At 40.4% G+C, this 15,536-nt stretch carries 15 protein-coding genes, 1 tRNA gene, 1 rRNA gene, 1 other RNA gene, 1 pseudogene and 1 other annotated feature; of the genes and pseudogenes, 15 read left to right on the forward strand and 4 right to left on the reverse strand.

Going from position 1 to position 15,536, the window contains the following annotated elements:
- Positions 1-4: 4 nt before the first annotated feature.
- Positions 5-121, forward strand: a 5S ribosomal RNA gene (gene rrf / locus F7731_RS25910).
- 78 nt (positions 122-199) lie between these two features.
- Complete coding sequence (locus tag F7731_RS25915; protein WP_151537637.1) at positions 200-397, forward strand: hypothetical protein; 198 nt, start codon at positions 200-202, stop codon at positions 395-397.
- A gap of 188 nt (positions 398-585) precedes the next feature.
- On the opposite strand, the gene F7731_RS25920 is transcribed toward F7731_RS25915, so the two are convergent.
- A complete protein-coding gene (locus F7731_RS25920) occupies positions 586-1,539 on the reverse strand; it encodes a YaaC family protein (protein ID WP_151537638.1) in 954 nt (317 codons plus the stop codon).
- Positions 1,540-1,651: 112 nt separating this feature from the next.
- Here F7731_RS25920 and guaB point away from each other — a divergent pair, with 112 nt between their 5' ends.
- The 6 genes and pseudogenes from guaB to F7731_RS25950 all read left to right on the forward strand — a co-directional run bounded on the left by guaB (position 1,652) and on the right by F7731_RS25950 (position 7,360).
- Entirely contained in the window at positions 1,652-3,118 is a 1,467-nt protein-coding gene (gene guaB / locus F7731_RS25925) for an IMP dehydrogenase (RefSeq protein ID WP_151537639.1), read from the forward strand.
- Positions 3,119-3,331: 213 nt separating this feature from the next.
- Positions 3,332-4,684 (forward strand): serine hydrolase, encoded by a 1,353-nt coding sequence (locus F7731_RS25930; RefSeq protein WP_425482044.1) that lies wholly within the window; start codon positions 3,332-3,334, stop codon positions 4,682-4,684.
- 70 nt (positions 4,685-4,754) lie between these two features.
- Positions 4,755-4,901 (forward strand): annotated as a pseudogene (locus tag F7731_RS25935) (pyridoxal 5'-phosphate synthase lyase subunit PdxS); the annotation flags it as partial.
- Positions 4,902-4,912: 11 nt separating this feature from the next.
- On the forward strand, positions 4,913-5,494 hold the full coding sequence (pdxT, locus tag F7731_RS25940) for a pyridoxal 5'-phosphate synthase glutaminase subunit PdxT (RefSeq protein WP_151537641.1): 582 nt from the start codon (positions 4,913-4,915) through the stop codon (positions 5,492-5,494).
- 67 nt (positions 5,495-5,561) lie between these two features.
- Positions 5,562-5,803: a binding site (T-box leader), on the forward strand.
- Between the two features lie 55 nt (positions 5,804-5,858).
- Positions 5,859-7,139 carry a serine--tRNA ligase gene (gene serS / locus F7731_RS25945; protein WP_151537642.1) on the forward strand — a complete coding sequence of 427 codons (1,281 nt, stop codon included), beginning with the start codon at positions 5,859-5,861 and terminating at the stop codon, positions 7,137-7,139.
- Between the two features lie 128 nt (positions 7,140-7,267).
- Positions 7,268-7,360 (forward strand) — tRNA-Ser (locus tag F7731_RS25950).
- Positions 7,361-7,470: 110 nt separating this feature from the next.
- Here the strand turns inward: F7731_RS25950 and F7731_RS25955 are convergent.
- The 3 genes from F7731_RS25955 to F7731_RS25965 form a co-directional block, all read right to left on the reverse strand.
- Positions 7,471-8,139, reverse strand: a complete 669-nt coding sequence (locus tag F7731_RS25955) for a deoxynucleoside kinase (RefSeq protein ID WP_151537643.1) — start codon at positions 8,137-8,139, stop codon at positions 7,471-7,473.
- On the reverse strand, positions 8,136-8,777 hold the full coding sequence (locus tag F7731_RS25960) for a deoxynucleoside kinase (RefSeq protein ID WP_151537644.1): 642 nt from the start codon (positions 8,775-8,777) through the stop codon (positions 8,136-8,138). Before F7731_RS25960 ends, F7731_RS25955 begins: the two co-directional genes overlap by 4 nt.
- Positions 8,778-8,978: 201 nt before the next feature.
- Complete coding sequence (locus F7731_RS25965; protein WP_151537645.1) at positions 8,979-10,265, reverse strand: glycoside hydrolase family 18 protein; 1,287 nt, start codon at positions 10,263-10,265, stop codon at positions 8,979-8,981.
- Positions 10,266-10,426: 161 nt separating this feature from the next.
- On the opposite strand from F7731_RS25965, the gene tadA reads away from it, so the two are divergent.
- From tadA to F7731_RS26000, 7 genes are all read left to right on the forward strand, one after another.
- Positions 10,427-10,951, forward strand: a complete 525-nt coding sequence (gene tadA, locus F7731_RS25970; RefSeq protein WP_151537651.1) for a tRNA adenosine(34) deaminase TadA — start codon at positions 10,427-10,429, stop codon at positions 10,949-10,951.
- 78 nt (positions 10,952-11,029) lie between these two features.
- An RNA gene (gene ffs, locus F7731_RS25975) (signal recognition particle sRNA large type) lies at positions 11,030-11,294 on the forward strand.
- Between the two features lie 247 nt (positions 11,295-11,541).
- Complete coding sequence (dnaX, locus tag F7731_RS25980; protein ID WP_151537646.1) at positions 11,542-13,233, forward strand: DNA polymerase III subunit gamma/tau; 1,692 nt, start codon at positions 11,542-11,544, stop codon at positions 13,231-13,233.
- Positions 13,234-13,259: 26 nt separating this feature from the next.
- Positions 13,260-13,580, forward strand: a complete 321-nt coding sequence (locus F7731_RS25985) for a YbaB/EbfC family nucleoid-associated protein (RefSeq protein WP_151537647.1) — start codon at positions 13,260-13,262, stop codon at positions 13,578-13,580.
- A 198-nt stretch (positions 13,581-13,778) separates the two neighbouring features.
- Positions 13,779-14,375 (forward strand): recombination mediator RecR, encoded by a 597-nt coding sequence (recR, locus tag F7731_RS25990; RefSeq protein ID WP_151537648.1) that lies wholly within the window; start codon positions 13,779-13,781, stop codon positions 14,373-14,375.
- Between the two features lie 273 nt (positions 14,376-14,648).
- A complete protein-coding gene (locus tag F7731_RS25995; RefSeq protein WP_151537649.1) occupies positions 14,649-14,867 on the forward strand; it encodes a YaaL family protein in 219 nt (72 codons plus the stop codon).
- A gap of 89 nt (positions 14,868-14,956) precedes the next feature.
- The gene (locus F7731_RS26000; RefSeq protein ID WP_151537650.1) at positions 14,957-15,220 is read left to right on the forward strand and encodes a pro-sigmaK processing inhibitor BofA family protein; all 264 of its coding nucleotides are present in this window, start codon (positions 14,957-14,959) and stop codon (positions 15,218-15,220) included.
- The last annotated feature ends 316 nt before the right edge of the window (positions 15,221-15,536 follow it).

Genomic DNA, 15,536 nt, shown 5'->3' on the forward strand with positions numbered 1-15,536 from the left:
GTAGTCTAGTGGCGATAGCGAAAAGGTCACACCCGTTCCCATCCCGAACACGGAAGTTAAGCTTTTCAGCGCCGATGGTAGTTAGGGGCTGTCCCCTTGTGAGAGTAGGACGTCGCTAGGCAATCTAAAGAACATCTAAATGATGTTCTTTTTTTGTGCAATTATTTTTTAGCAGAGACTTTTATAGTAAAGTAATTGAATGTTCGAAGAACAAGTGGTTACTTATATAAAACAAGAAAATATTAAGAAAGAAATCTCCGAGGGTTTGAAGAAGCAAGGAGATCAAGGAAGCAAGGGAGTGACGCCCGGAATGTGCGATGCACATGAGGACGGAACAAGTGCAGCTGACGCAGAGATCCGCCGCTTATTCAAAGCCGAGGCCGAACACGGAAGTTAAGCTTGAGCGCCGATGGTAGTTAGGGGCTGTCCCCTTGTGAGAGTAGGACGTCGCTAGGCAATTTAAAGAACATCATTTAGATGTTCTTTTTTATGTGCAATTATTTATAGTAAAAATTTTAATGCAATAGAGAAGGACATCATGGAGATGTCCTTTTTGTGTTTCAAAACAACTTTTCTAATGTATCATTACTTTTTATTGGTTAGGAATTGATAAGTTAAAAATGGCCCTTTCGTAGAGGTGATATTTAAAAATGACTGTATAAATGGATAATCCTGATTAGGCATCATTTTAATTAATTCACTCCACCACTCTGTTTCATAGCGGGCAATCATACTTAAATTATAGAGTAATAAATAATGAATTAACAATTCCGGAAAAGTATTTAAGATGTCTTTCCTTCTAGGGAAGCAGAGCTGATTATTTTCTAAATTAAATTTAATGGGGAGCAAATTAGTATGATCTTGCTTCGTAATAGAAAAATGAATATATTGATCATCCTGCTCTTGAAGCTCAATACTTAATGATGTCTCACCTATCCAGTATTCAATAAAGCGAGGCTCTGTCATATGATAGCAATCTAATATTTCTTTTGATAGAGAGTAGCCGTTTTCTTGCTGTTTAATTGGTAAAAACGTGCTCTTCCCCTCGGTTTGAACGAATAGCTGATTTAGTTCAGGAATCTGTGAGAGCAGCTCCTTCATAGTTGTTTTTTCACCTTCCAAATGTTTCATGTGAAACATTCTCTCCCCCATATATGGAAAGAGCCCGCTCTTCTGAAACTTTACTTCATCTTGAAAAAAGTGATATTGCTGCTTCTTTCTTTTTCTCGTTGAAACTCCGTGTGCAAGGACGGAGGTTGTCTCTGGATAGTTAGGATCAATCGTTAAGATGCATGCCTTTATTAAATGAACAAGGCCGTAGAAGAGCAAGATCGGCTGAATCATTAATGGGGCGATTTCGGCTTGTTTGTAATAAATTTGTCCATGTTCAAGATAATATATAAAAGGGTAGCTATTTTCATAACTTTTTTGTTCAGCTGAATCAATATTTAGCTGCTGGTAGCATTTTTTTAGAAAGGATTGTGAAGAACTGGCTGAAAAAAAATATAAAAAAGAATCCCAGCTTTTAAAATCATGCATAAAATGTACCTCCGAGTTTTTAGAAAAATCTAACATATAGAAGAATCCTTGACAGTATTTTGCCCAATTGATAACCTACTAATAATATTTTCATGAATTGGGGGTCAATAATATGTGGGAAAATAAGTTTGTAAAAGAAGGGTTAACCTTTGATGATGTATTGCTCGTTCCTTCAAAATCAGAGGTTCTCCCGCGTGATGTAAGTTTAAGTGTTCAATTAACGGAAAAGATTAAGCTAAATATCCCAATCATTAGTGCGGGGATGGATACTGTAACTGAAGCAGAAATGGCTATTTCAATGGCTCGACAAGGCGGCTTAGGGATTATTCACAAAAACATGACAATCGAGCAGCAAGCCGAGCAAGTGGATAAAGTAAAGCGTTCTGAGAGTGGTGTTATTACAGACCCGTTTTTCCTCACCCCGGAACAACAAGTATTTGATGCGGAGCATTTAATGGGAAAATACCGTATATCTGGTGTACCTATCGTCAATAACCGTGAAGAACAGAAACTTGTTGGTATTCTAACAAACCGTGACCTCCGATTCATTTCGGACTATTCAATTATTATTTCTGATGTAATGACAAAAGAAAATCTTGTTACAGCTCCAGTTGGCACAACTTTAGCTGAGGCAGAGAGCATTTTGCAGAAGCATCGTATTGAAAAGCTTCCTCTTGTTGATAACGACGGTGTCTTAAAAGGCTTAATTACAATCAAGGATATTGAAAAAGTAATTGAGTTCCCTAATTCGGCTAAAGATGAGCAAGGTCGCCTTTTAGTTGGAGCAGCCGTTGGTGTAACAAAGGATACAATGAAGCGCGTAGAACTGCTAGTTAAATCCCAAGTCGATGTGATTGTAGTAGATACGGCACATGGGCATTCAAAAGGGGTTATCGATACGGTTCGCGATATCCGTAACGCATACCCGGAGCTTGCTATAATCGCTGGAAATGTGGCTACTGCAGAAGCGACGAAAGACTTAATTGATGCTGGGGCAGATATAGTGAAAGTAGGTATTGGACCAGGTTCCATTTGTACGACTCGCGTAGTTGCCGGTGTAGGTGTTCCACAAATTACAGCTGTATATGATTGTGCTACAGAAGCAAGAAAGCACGGAAAAGCGATCATTGCGGACGGAGGAATTAAATATTCCGGAGATGTCGTTAAGGCGCTTGCTGCTGGTGGACATGCTGTTATGCTAGGAAGTCTATTAGCGGGCGTTTCTGAAAGCCCAGGTGAAACAGAAATTTTCCAAGGACGTCGTTTCAAAGTTTATCGTGGCATGGGCTCAGTTGCTTCGATGGAAAAGGGTTCAAAGGACCGTTACTTCCAAGAAGATAATAAGAAATTTGTCCCAGAGGGAATTGAAGGCCGCCTTCCTTATAAAGGCCCGCTAGCAGATACAATTTATCAGCTTGTTGGCGGCTTACGTTCGGGTATGGGTTATTGCGGAACGAAGGATCTTACAGAGTTAAGAGAGAATTCGCAATTTGTCAGAATGACAGGTGCCGGCTTAAGAGAAAGCCATCCGCATGATGTCCAAATTACAAAAGAAGCGCCAAACTATTCTAAATCATAAAAGTAAAGGGCATATTGTTGCTCCTTTCAAAAGCAGAGAAAACATTTCGTCTTCTCTGCTTTTTTGTGTGTAATACTTTAGTGAGATTGTAAAAAATCATGAATTTTTTTCGTGGTAAAAGTTGGTGCTTAGTAATAGGTCAATCCTCTGTCTATTTTTTAAAGAAAATATATGATAAAATATCAAAAGTGTACTAAAATGGTGGAGGGCTTTATATTGAAAAAATTTCGCAAATATGTTGCTAGTATTCTTGCATTAGTGATGGTTATAGGACTTTTTCCAGGCTTAAATAGAGCTTATGCTGAAGATATTTTAAATGTTAATGGCGATGCTGCTATTTTAGTAGAGGCGGAGACAGGCAAAGTATTATATTCAAAAAATGCCGACCAAGTTCTTGGCATTGCAAGTATGACGAAAATGATGACAGAATACCTCCTTCTAGAGGCAATTAAAGAAGGAAGAGTCAAATGGGATCAGGAATATTCGGTTAGTGAATATGTTTGGAAGATTTCACATGACACGAATTTATCCAATGTGCCTTTACGCAGAGATGGAAGATATAATATTCGTGAATTGTATCAAGCGATGACAATTTACTCAGCCAATGCTGCGACGATTGCCATTGCAGAAACGATTGCGGGTTCTGAAGAGAACTTCGTAAAAATGATGAATAAAAAAGCAGGAGAACTTGGATTAAAAGATTATAAGTTTGTTAACTCAACTGGCTTAAATAATAAAGACTTAAAAGGCTACTTCCATACTGGGACGGAAGATGAAGAGAACGTGATGTCTGCTAGAGCAACGGCGAAGCTGGCTTCTCATTTAATCAATGATTACCCAGAAGTGTTAGAAACGACAAGCATTCCAAAAATGACATTCAGAGAAGGCACTGAAGATGCCATTGACATGCAAAACTGGAACTGGATGCTACCAAGCCTTGTTTATGGAATGGAAGGCGTAGACGGGCTTAAGACGGGTACAACGGATTTTGCAGGCTTTTGCTTTACGGGTACTGCTATCAGAAATGGTACTCGTTACGTTACAGTTATTATGAATGCGAAAGATGATAGCGGAAAAGGAACATATAAATCCCGCTTTGATGAAACGAAGAAAATGCTTAATTATGCGTTCAGTAACTTCAGTAAAGAAGAGCTTGTTCCAGCCGGATATCAGGTAAAGGGTCAAAAGACTTTACCAGTTGTTAAAGGGAAAGAAAAAGAAGTTAAAATTGAAACAAAAGATCCACTCACACTAATTGTGAAAAATGGAGAAAAAGAAAACTATAAACCGAAGCTTATTCTTGATAAAGAAAAATTAAATGAGAAGGGTGAGCTTACGGCTCCTATTAAAAAAGGGGATAAGATTGGAACTTTAACAATTGAATCCTCAAACGAAAGTGACTTACAGTTCCTATCTGAAAATGGCAAAAGTAAAATTCAAGTTGATGTCGTTGCTGCTAATGATGTCGAAAAAGCAAATTGGTTCGTGCTAATGATGCGTGGAATCGGAAGCTTTTTCGGAAATGTTTTTAGTGGCATTTCATCAACTGTCAAAGGTTGGTTCTAATACAAAGGGGGTTCCTGTTTTGACAGGAAACCCTTTTTGTTATTTAGTTTCATTATAGGAAAGGAAATAATTCGCTAGAGCGATTGTGGAAGCAACAACACATTATCAAGACTACAAATTAATTGCTGAGCTTTCAAAAGAGCTAGGAACACCAATGAAAGGGATTGAAATCTCATCATTGGCTCCAGAAGCTCGTATGCAAGAACGCGGCTGGTAAGGGGAAGCATCATGGTAAAGGTAGGAGTTCTTGGACTTCAAGGAGCTGTTAGAGAGCATGTCCGTTCTATTGAAGAATGTGGTGCGGAAGCCGTTGTAATTAAGTGCAAGGAGCAATTAGACGAGATGGATGGGTTAATTCTTCCTGGCGGGGAAAGCACAACTATGCGCCGTTTAATAGACAAGTATGACTTTATGGATAGCCTAAAGACGTTTGCTAAGTCAGGCAAGCCGATGTTTGGGACTTGTGCAGGGTTAATTTTACTAGCGAAACACATTAAAGACTATGATGAACCGCATATTGGGGTTATGGATGTTCATGTCGAAAGAAATTCATTCGGACGCCAGAGAGAAAGCTTTGAAGCTGAATTGGCTGTTGCTGGTGTTGCTGATAATTTCCCAGCTGTGTTCATTCGTGCTCCTCATATTGTACAAGCAGGGGAAAATGTTGAGGTTTTAGCGAAGCATAATGAGCGGATCGTGGCAGCACGTGAAGGCCAAATTCTTGGATGCTCCTTTCATCCGGAATTAACAGATGATCACCGCTTTACCTCCTACTTTATTAATATGGTAAAAGAAGCAAAGAAAAATTAATTTGCATAATATAGTTGCAAATCGTTTATAATTGTAGTACATTATGAATTACAAAATTTCCAAATAATTTAAAGCAATGAGAGGAACTAGTAGCAGGAACTTCATTCTTAAGAGAGCCAATGGCTGGTGAGAATTGGCGGGTGATGCTTGTGAATCCATCCTCGAGCAAAGTATGGAACGCTAAAAAAGTGCGGATCATAGAACACTCTTTTGGTAAGTAAATACTTTCGGTTAAAACCGTTATGAATTTAAGGTGGAAGGCTTATGCCTTCAACTAGGGTGGCAACGCGGGTAACTCTCGTCCCTTTTTAGGGACGGGAGTTTTTTGTGTTTCCCCTGAAAAATTTTAAGGAGGGTTTATTTTATGTTAGACATTAAGTTTTTAAGAGCAAATTTTGAAGATGTAAAGAAAAAGCTTGAGCATCGCGGAGAGGATTTAACGGATCTTGGCAAGTTTGAAGATCTTGATACGAAACGCCGTGATTTAATTGTTAAGGCTGAGCAGCTGAAAAGCAAACGGAATGAAGTGTCTCAGCAGGTTGCTATTTTAAAACGGGATAAGCAGGATGCTGATCACTTAATTGCCGAAATGAGAGAAGTAGGCGATCAAATTAAAGAGCTTGATGATGAGCTGCGCGCAGTTGAAGAGGAATTGGACCATTTATTGCTTAGCATTCCGAATATTCCACATGAAAGCGTGCCTGTAGGAGAAACAGAAGATGATAATGTGGAAGCATGGAAATGGGGAGAGGCTAAACAGTTTGACTTTGAGCCGAAGCCGCATTGGGATGTAGCTGATCAGTTAAATATTCTTGATTTCGAACGTGCCAGCAAGGTTACCGGCAGCCGCTTCGTATTCTATAAAGGGCTGGGCGCAAGATTAGAGCGTGCTTTATTCAACTTTATGCTTGATCTTCATACAGATGAGCATGGCTATAAAGAGGTATTGCCGCCATACTTAGTCAATCGTGCAAGTATGACAGGCACAGGCCAGCTTCCGAAGTTTGAGGAGGATGCATTCCTCATTGAAAATGAGGATTATTTCTTAATTCCAACAGCTGAAGTACCGGTTACGAATATGCACCGGGATGAAATTATGACTGCGGAGGCTCTTCCAATTAATTATGCGGCATTTAGTGCTTGCTTCCGTTCTGAAGCAGGATCTGCAGGACGTGACACGAGAGGCCTGATTCGCCAGCATCAATTTAATAAAGTGGAGCTCGTTAAGTTTGTAAAGCCTGAAGATTCTTATGAAGAGTTAGAGAAGCTGACAAAGAATGCGGAGAAGGTTTTACAGCTATTAGGACTTCCATACCGTGTTATGAGCATGTGTACGGGTGATCTCGGCTTTACGGCTGCGAAAAAGTATGATATTGAAGTGTGGATTCCGAGCTATAACACATATAGAGAGATTTCTTCTTGCAGTAACTTTGAAGCGTTCCAGGCTCGCCGTGCTAATATTCGTTTCCGCCGCGATCCGAAAGGGAAGCCAGAGCATGTTCATACATTAAATGGTTCTGGTCTTGCTATTGGCCGTACCGTTGCCGCTATTCTAGAAAATTATCAGCAGGAAGATGGAAGTGTCGTGATTCCAGAAGTACTCCGTCCTTATATGGGCAATAGAGATGTTATTAAGCCAGAATAATTTAAGTTAAAAATGTAAATATTATAGGTAAAGTATTCATTCAAAGGGCGGGGTCATTCCCGCCTGAAAAATATTTAATTCATGTTGACAGCGGTTTAAAAAAGTGATATATTTTTTCTTGTCGATACGGAGGAATACCCAAGTCCGGCTGAAGGGATCGGTCTTGAAAACCGACAGGCGGGTCAAACCGCGCAGGGGTTCGAATCCCCTTTCCTCCTCCATTATCATTGACATCTAACACGCGCATAAATTGGAGATAAAAATCGTTACAGTAAATGTAGCGGTTTTTTTTTGTATATAAAGAAAACAAAAATAGTCGCCTGGCTGGCGACTATTTTTTTAGCAATCGAGTATGGTGGATGAAATCAGAAATACGCTCAACAATCGGCTCCACTGAACTTTCATCGTCCATAATGTCATAATCATTTATATTAATCCGCAGCACAGGGCAGGCATTAAAGGAGTTAATCCAATCTTCATACCTCTTATGCATTTCCTTCCAATAGTCCACTGGAGTCTGCTGTTCCATCGGACGTCCTCTTTCATTAATGCGGGAAAGGATATCATCTAAAGAGCCCTCTAAGTAAATGAGCAAGTCTGGATGCGGAAAATAAGGCGTCATCACCATTGCTTCAAACAGGCTTGTATATGTTTCATAATCAACCTTCGACATCGTGCCTTTTTCATAATGCATTTTGGCAAAAATCCCGGTATCTTCGTAAATGGAGCGGTCCTGGATAAATCCGCCGCCATATTCAAAAATCCGTTTTTGCTCTTTAAAGCGTTCCGCTAGAAAATAAACCTGTAAATGAAAGCTCCAGCGTTCAAAATCAGCATAAAACTTATCTAAATATGGATTGGAGTCCACTTTTTCGAAGGATGTACGAAAATGCAGTGCATTAGCAAGGGCATTCGTCATAGTAGACTTTCCAACACCCACAGTTCCTGCAATCGTAATGACTGCATTAGAAGGTATGCCATATTTGTTTCTTAACTTCATGATTGTATGCTCCCTTTAATGAGTGTTTTTGACAATGTATCGATCATAAATTGAAGATCAGCTTGATTTTTCACAAAGTCTAAGTCATCGCCATTGAAGCGAAGCACAGTGACTTCTGGATGCTGAACCTCAAATTCACTAATTGCCTTATCGTAATCTATTGAAAGCTGCTCCAAATAGAGCGGGCTAATATTCTTCTCAATCTCTCTACCTCTGCGCTTAATTCGATTTAATAGCGTTTCAAGACTAGCGTGAAGATAAATCACTACATTTGGCTTCGGCATATCGACTGTTAAAATATCATAAATACTTAAATACTTTTTGTATTCTTCTGCATTTAACGAGCGGCCAGCGAAAATTAGGTTTTTTAAAATATGATAGTCGGCAACGACCGGCTTATTATTTTTTATAAAATGGTTGTGGATATCGGTTAGCTGCTTATAGCGATTGCAGAGGAAAAACATTTCTGTCTGAAAGCTCCACTCTTCAATGTTTTCATAGAATTTACCTAAAAACGGATTTTCATCGACAATTTCCTTCAGTAAAGCAAACTGAAAATGGTCAGAGATGGCTTTCGCCAATGATGTTTTCCCGACGCCAATTGGTCCCTCAACCGTAATAAAAGGGGTTGCTCCCATGATAGTCCTCCTACTCCGTACTGCTTTTCTATATATAGAATACTTATTAGCTTGTTCTTAAAATGACACAAAGGTTATTTTATCATAATCTTATAGGAAAATGGATGGAAGGATTTAAAAAAACTATGAGGAAAAACTGTTATTGCGATCCAATAAAAAAACAGCTGAATAAAGGATCAGCTGTTCTTCACATTTATGGAGCTATTGTCTTTTGACAACATCAAAATTTCCCGTAATTAAAAGCCAGTTTTGCGGAAACGAGAGCCCGAGCTTCCAATAGCTCATCCCCCTTAGCTTTAATTCTTTTATTAAATCGAACTTTGCTTGAATAGAGCGGGCATCTTCGAACCACACTTCATGTTTTTTACCCGCCTGGTCTGTATAAGTAAAGAATGGAGCTTGAGCCTTTGTGTCATACTGGATAGCAACTTGAACATCCGCTGCAAGCTGTATGGCCTGCTGCGGACTAACAGCGCGTGCAAACGATCCTTGAACAAATGGCAATGTCCAATCATACCCATATAAATTTTGCCCCATAAGGATTTTGGAAGAAGGGATTTCTGTGATGGCATATTCTAATACCTTTCGAACAGGACCAATCGGAGAAACCGCCATGGCTGGGCCTCCGCTATACCCCCACTCATAGGTCATGATGACAACGAAGTCAACAATCTGTCCGTGTGCTTTATAATCATGCGCTTCATACCAGCGCCCTTTTTGTTCGGCGCTTGTTTTCGGAGCAAGGGCGGTCGAGAGCAGCCAGCCCTCTTGCTGAAATCGTGCTTTTGCTTTCCGCAAGAAACGATTGTATGCTTCACGGTCCGCTGGGCGCAAATACTCAAAGTCAAAATGAATATCTCTAAATCCGTATTTTTTCGCTGTAGCTACAATATTATTTAAAAACTTGTCTTGAATAGGAATATCGTTTAATAGAATACGCCCAAGTTCATCACTGAACTGATCATTTTCCTGATTCGTTATCACCATCATTAACACATTGCCATTAGCGCGGGCAATAGCTGGGAAATTATTTAAAAGCGGCTCCTTCAATGACCCGTCGCGCAATGCTCGAAAACTAAAAGGGGCAAGATAGGTTAAGTAAGGTGCGGCTTCTCTTGCACTTGATTCAAGATTGGGAGCAACTGTTGTCCCTCTTGGTTCAACATAGGCATTAAACTCCCCGCGTGATTTTGGGCCTTGAGGAATATAAAGCCTGAATCCGACTTGAAGCGGGGTATTCACAGAAATATGGTTTACAGAAGCGAGCTCTTGAAAGGAAAGGCCAAACTTCCTAGAAATCGAATAGAGGCTATCCCCACTCTGAACCGTGTAAAAATGGCCGACAATCGGAATGACCAACGTTTGACCGATGACTAAGTTATTCGGATTAGGAATTTCATTTGCTTCAGCGATATCCTCGGCAGTTGTTCCATAAGCCCGTGCAATGGTTGTCAAGGACTGGTTTGCTTGAACTACATGTATTTGCAAAATGACTCCTCCTTTAACAAAGGCACTATTTTTTATATAAATAAATGAGAAACTTGCTTCCATGAAAATAAACACTACCACCATTTTATGAAACCGAAATTAAAGTCATGATATAATTTTGAAATGGAAAAATATAAGGGATGGGAATTATGTCTCAAAAAATGGATCAGACAGATGAAATATATATGCTTGAAGCAATCAAGGAAGCAAAAAAGGCTGAACAAATAAAGGAAGTTCCTATCGGCGCAGTCATTGTTTTAAATGGCGAAATCATTGCCAGAGCCCATAATTTAAGAGAGTCAAATCAAAGCGCAATTGCTCATGCAGAATTGCTTGCTATTGATGAAGCATGCAAGAAGCTCGGTACATGGAGACTTGAGGATGCTATACTTTACGTAACACTTGAGCCATGTCCGATGTGTTCTGGGGCTATCATCCTTTCGCGAATCAAAAAGGTCGTTTATGGCGCAAAGGATCCGAAGGGCGGCTGTGCTGGAACATTTATGAACCTGTTACAGGATGAACGATTTAATCATCAGAGCGAGGTTGTTACGGGAATCCTTGGAGAAGAGTGTGGAGGGCTTCTTTCTTCCTTTTTCAGAAGCTTGCGGGAACGCAGAAAAGAAGAGAAGAAACGCAGGAAATTATCACAGTTGGATAAGGATACAGAAATTGTCAGCGAATAGGAATTGATTTTTATCAAAAAGATTAGTATACTTAATTATGCGTCACATACGACGCAACTAAATACGGTTTCAACTTTGCCGTGCTAGGCGGGGAGGTAGCGGTGCCCTGTACTCGCAATCCGCTCTAGCGAGGCTGAATCCCTTCCCGAGGCTGGTGTCCTGTAGGGCCTGCCTTAAGTAAGTGGTGTTGACGTCCGGGTCCTGCGCAATGGGAATCCATGAACCATGTCAGGTCCGGAAGGAAGCAGCATTAAGTGGACCATCTCATGTGCCGCAGGGTTGCCTGGGCCGAGCTAACTGCTTAAGTAACGCTTATGGGCGCCAGTCGAAGGAAGGTGCACGGCAGTTTAACTATAATAAATGAAGCTCATCTCTTATTGAGATGAGTTTTTTTGTCTAGCCCCAACGGCTAGCCCCTCGAGGTCATAAGCCACTCTATGAAGGAAGGCAAAGTACACCTTCCTCCATAGAGCGACTTATGCTTGTCGGGTCTGAGCGAGCCGTTTCCGCTTTTCTAATTTAGTTTTGTAAATTTTCATATGAATAAGGTATAATAGTCGGTAAGAATACATAGGAAGGGGGGCGTGACAATGAGTTATCAGGCTTTATACCGAGTTTGGCGTCCTCAAAGCTTTATTGACGTTGTTGGACAGGAGCATGTAACAAAAACATTGCAAAACGCCCTGCTTCAAGAAAAAACTTCGCATGCTTATCTGTTTTCAGGGCCCCGCGGAACGGGAAAAACAAGTGCGGCAAAAATTTTGGCCAAAGCAGTCAACTGTGAACGAGCGCCGGTGAATGAGCCGTGCAATGAATGCCTGACTTGCAAGGGGATTACAGATGGTTCCATACAAGATGTCATTGAAATTGATGCTGCATCAAACAATGGTGTCGAGGAAATCAGAGACATTCGGGATAAAGTAAAGTATGCACCGAACATAGGCAAGTACAAAGTCTATATTGTCGATGAAGTTCATATGCTATCCATTGGAGCCTTTAACGCGTTATTAAAAACTCTGGAAGAACCGCCCAAGCATGTGATTTTTATTTTGGCGACAACCGAGCCTCATAAAATTCCGCTTACGATCATTTCAAGATGTCAGCGCTTTGATTTTAAACGCATTACCGCCCAAGCTATTATTGGCAGAATGAAGCTGATTATTGATGAGACAGGCGTTGAATGTGAAGATCAAGCATTGCATGTGATCGCAAGAGCGGCAGAAGGCGGAATGCGTGATGCGTTAAGCCTGCTAGATCAGGCAATTTCATTCAGTCAGGATCAAGTCACTGTTGAAGATGCTTTGACAGTAACGGGAGCGGTTTCGCAAGGGTTTTTAAATAAACTTGCCCAGGCAGTGATGGAAAAGAACGCTGCTGCAGGTTTGGAATACTTGGAGGAATTGCTTTTTCAGGGAAAAGATCCTGCACGCTTTGTCGAGGACTTTATTCTTTATTATCGAGACATGCTTCTATTCAAAGCGGCTCCTAAATTAGAGGAATCACTGGAAAGAGTCATGCTTGATGAAGAATTTCAAATGCTTGCGGAAAAAATCAATCCAGCTGAGCTTTATGAGCTTATCGAAGTGTTGAATAAAGCACAGCAGGAAATGCGCTGGACGAATCATCCGCGAATTTTCCTTGAAGTTGCGATCGTGAAGCTTTGCCAGCTTGAACGAAAAGGCGCACCGGCAGCATCGGCAGATCTTCAGCCACTGCTCCATAAGATTGAAATGCTTGAGCAGGAAATCAGCCATTTAAAGAGCCACGGTGTCAGCGTTCAAGATGAGGCCCAGCCTGTTGCGCAGAAGAAAGCACAAAGAAGCTCCCGCAAAGGGTTCCAAGCTCCAATTGGAAAAATTAGTGAGATATTAAAGCAAGCGACAAAAAATGATTTGATGGGTATCAAAAGCAACTGGGGCGAAATGCTGAATAGACTCGTTCATAATCAAATGCGGTCTCAAGCTGCTTTACTGAATGAAGCTGAGCCTGTTGCGGCATCCTCAAATGCTTTTATAATAAAATTCAAGTATGAAATTCATTGTCAAATGGCGATGGATAATACGAGATTTCTCGATACATTATCCAATACAATATTTGAACTTTTAGGCAAACGTATGCAGATGGTTGGCATTCCTGACGAGCAATGGCAAAAAGTCAGGGAGGACTTTTTACAAAACCAGCAAGATGGTGATGCCGGTGAAGAACGTTCAAACGCCGAAGAGCCATTAATCGCCGAAGCAAAAAAGCTATTTGGTGATGATTTAGTAGAAATAGTAGACTAGTATGTGAATATATGGAGGGATTTCAAATGCGTGGAATGGGTAATATGCAAAACATGGTTAAACAAATGCAAAAAATGCAAAAGAAAATGGCGGAAGCACAAGAGAAGCTAGGCGAAGAAAGAGTAGAAGGAACAGCTGGCGGCGGGATGGTTACAGTGATCATGTCTGGCCATAAAGAAGTTCTTGAGGTAAACATTAAGGAAGATGTAGTAGATCCTGAAGATATCGACATGCTTCAAGATCTTGTGCTAGCAGCAACGAATGACGCGCTTAAGAAAGCAGATGAACTAACAAACAACACAATGGGCCAATTCACAAAAGGGATGAATCTGCCAGGAATGTTCTAATACATTCCATTGTCTTAGCGGAAGCGGTTTGAGAAATCAAGGCGCTTCCGCTTTCTATGTCTAGCTCCAGCGCCTAGCTCCTCGAGGTCACAAGCCAATCCTCCCAGAAAGGTAAAAAGCACCTTTCTGTAAGGCTTGTCTTGTGCTTGTCGGTGCTGCCCAAGGCGCTTCCGCTTTTCTAAATAAGGGGGAATTAGTATGCATTATCCTGAACCGATATCTAAGCTGATCGACAGCTTTATGAAATTGCCAGGTATCGGCCCCAAAACGGCCGCACGTCTGGCATTTTTTATATTAAGTATGAAGGAAGACACCGTTCTTGATTTCGCTAAGGCGCTCGTCAATGCAAAAAGAAATTTATCCTATTGCTCTATTTGCGGTCATATTACAGATCAAGATCCTTGTTATATTTGTGAGGATCAAAGAAGAGACCGAACGGTTATTTGTGTAGTTCAAGATCCTAAAGACGTGATTGCCATGGAAAAAATGAAAGAATATCATGGGTTATATCATGTTTTGCAAGGCGCTATTTCGCCAATGGATGGAATTGGGCCGGAAGATATTAATATTCCCTCGCTTTTGAAGAGGCTTCAGGATGATACAGTACAAGAAGTGATCCTTGCCACAAATCCCAATATTGAGGGAGAAGCGACAGCCATGTACATTTCACGGCTTTTAAAGCCATCTGGAATTCGGGCAACCCGAATTGCCCATGGATTACCGGTTGGAGGAGACCTCGAATATGCTGATGAGGTGACACTATCTAAAGCTCTTGAGGGAAGAAGAGAGGTTTAACTTTTAGATTTTGTCAACTTTCGTAAAGTTTGTTGCTTTATCAGTGTATTTAAATTTAACTATCTAAGTTGATTGGAACGGAGGGCACTTGACTCCCGCAGGAAATAGAGGGAAGCGGGAGACCCCACAGGCGGAAACGCTGAGGAGACTCCCAACCATCCCCGCGGAAGCAAGTGCCCGGATCGGAAATCAACGGGTAAAGGCTTGAAGCAACAATAAAGAGCCTAGATTTTAAACGGCAGATTTGCATTTGCTTTTACGGGGGCGGAGATTATGTTATTTCGCAGAAAAGGCTGGCTGCGTAAGGAATTTGACGAAAAACTGATAAACAAAGTAAATGAATTAAGAGACACATGGTCGAATCAGAAAATCCTGGTTGAGAAAAGCTTTGATCCAACTGCAGAAGTCGTTACTCAGGCAAAGCTTGCTGAAGCAAAATATTTTACTCTATTTAAAGAAGTAAAAAATAGAAGCATTTCATTACGAAAATAAAATTAGTTTAAATCCTTCTCTGACGGTCTTTTTTGTACATCGATTTCATAAATTGATAGTACAAGTTTCCTGAAGGGAGGATTTTTTTATTGGAGCCAGCGATCGTAATCTCCATTTTAGGTGGCTGCATATTATTGTTATTGATAATTGGGACGCCTTTAAAGCCTGTTAAAATGGTTGGACAAGGTATAATTAAGGTATTAATTGGCGCACTTTTTTTATTCTTTTTAAATACCTTTGGAAATCAATTTGGTATCCATGTTCCCATTAATTTAATTACTGCCACTATTTCGGGCTTTTTAGGGATTCCTGGTTTATTTACATTAGTAGCTATTCAAACATGGGTCATTTAAGACACTTTAAATAGATAGAACAGTTGCAAGGAAAAGTCGCTGTTCTATTTATTTTTGAAAAATAGTTGACGCCTCTATTAGATGGTGATATTATAGTTAAAGTCTTCACAAAACCTTTTCAAACAACGAAATTTTAAACAAAAAAAGTTGTTGACAGTCGGTTGTGAAAATGATATATTTAAAAAGTCGCTTCTGGGCGACAAGATAGTTCTTTGAAAACTGAACGAACAAAACGTCAACGTTTTAGTCTTTTTATCAAAAAGACATTATGAGCTAATCAACTCACAATTTATTGGAGAGTTTGATCCTGGCTCAG

The organism is Cytobacillus depressus (assembly GCF_008923245.1).
GTDB classification, from domain to species: domain Bacteria; phylum Bacillota; class Bacilli; order Bacillales; family Cytobacillaceae; genus Cytobacillus; species Cytobacillus depressus.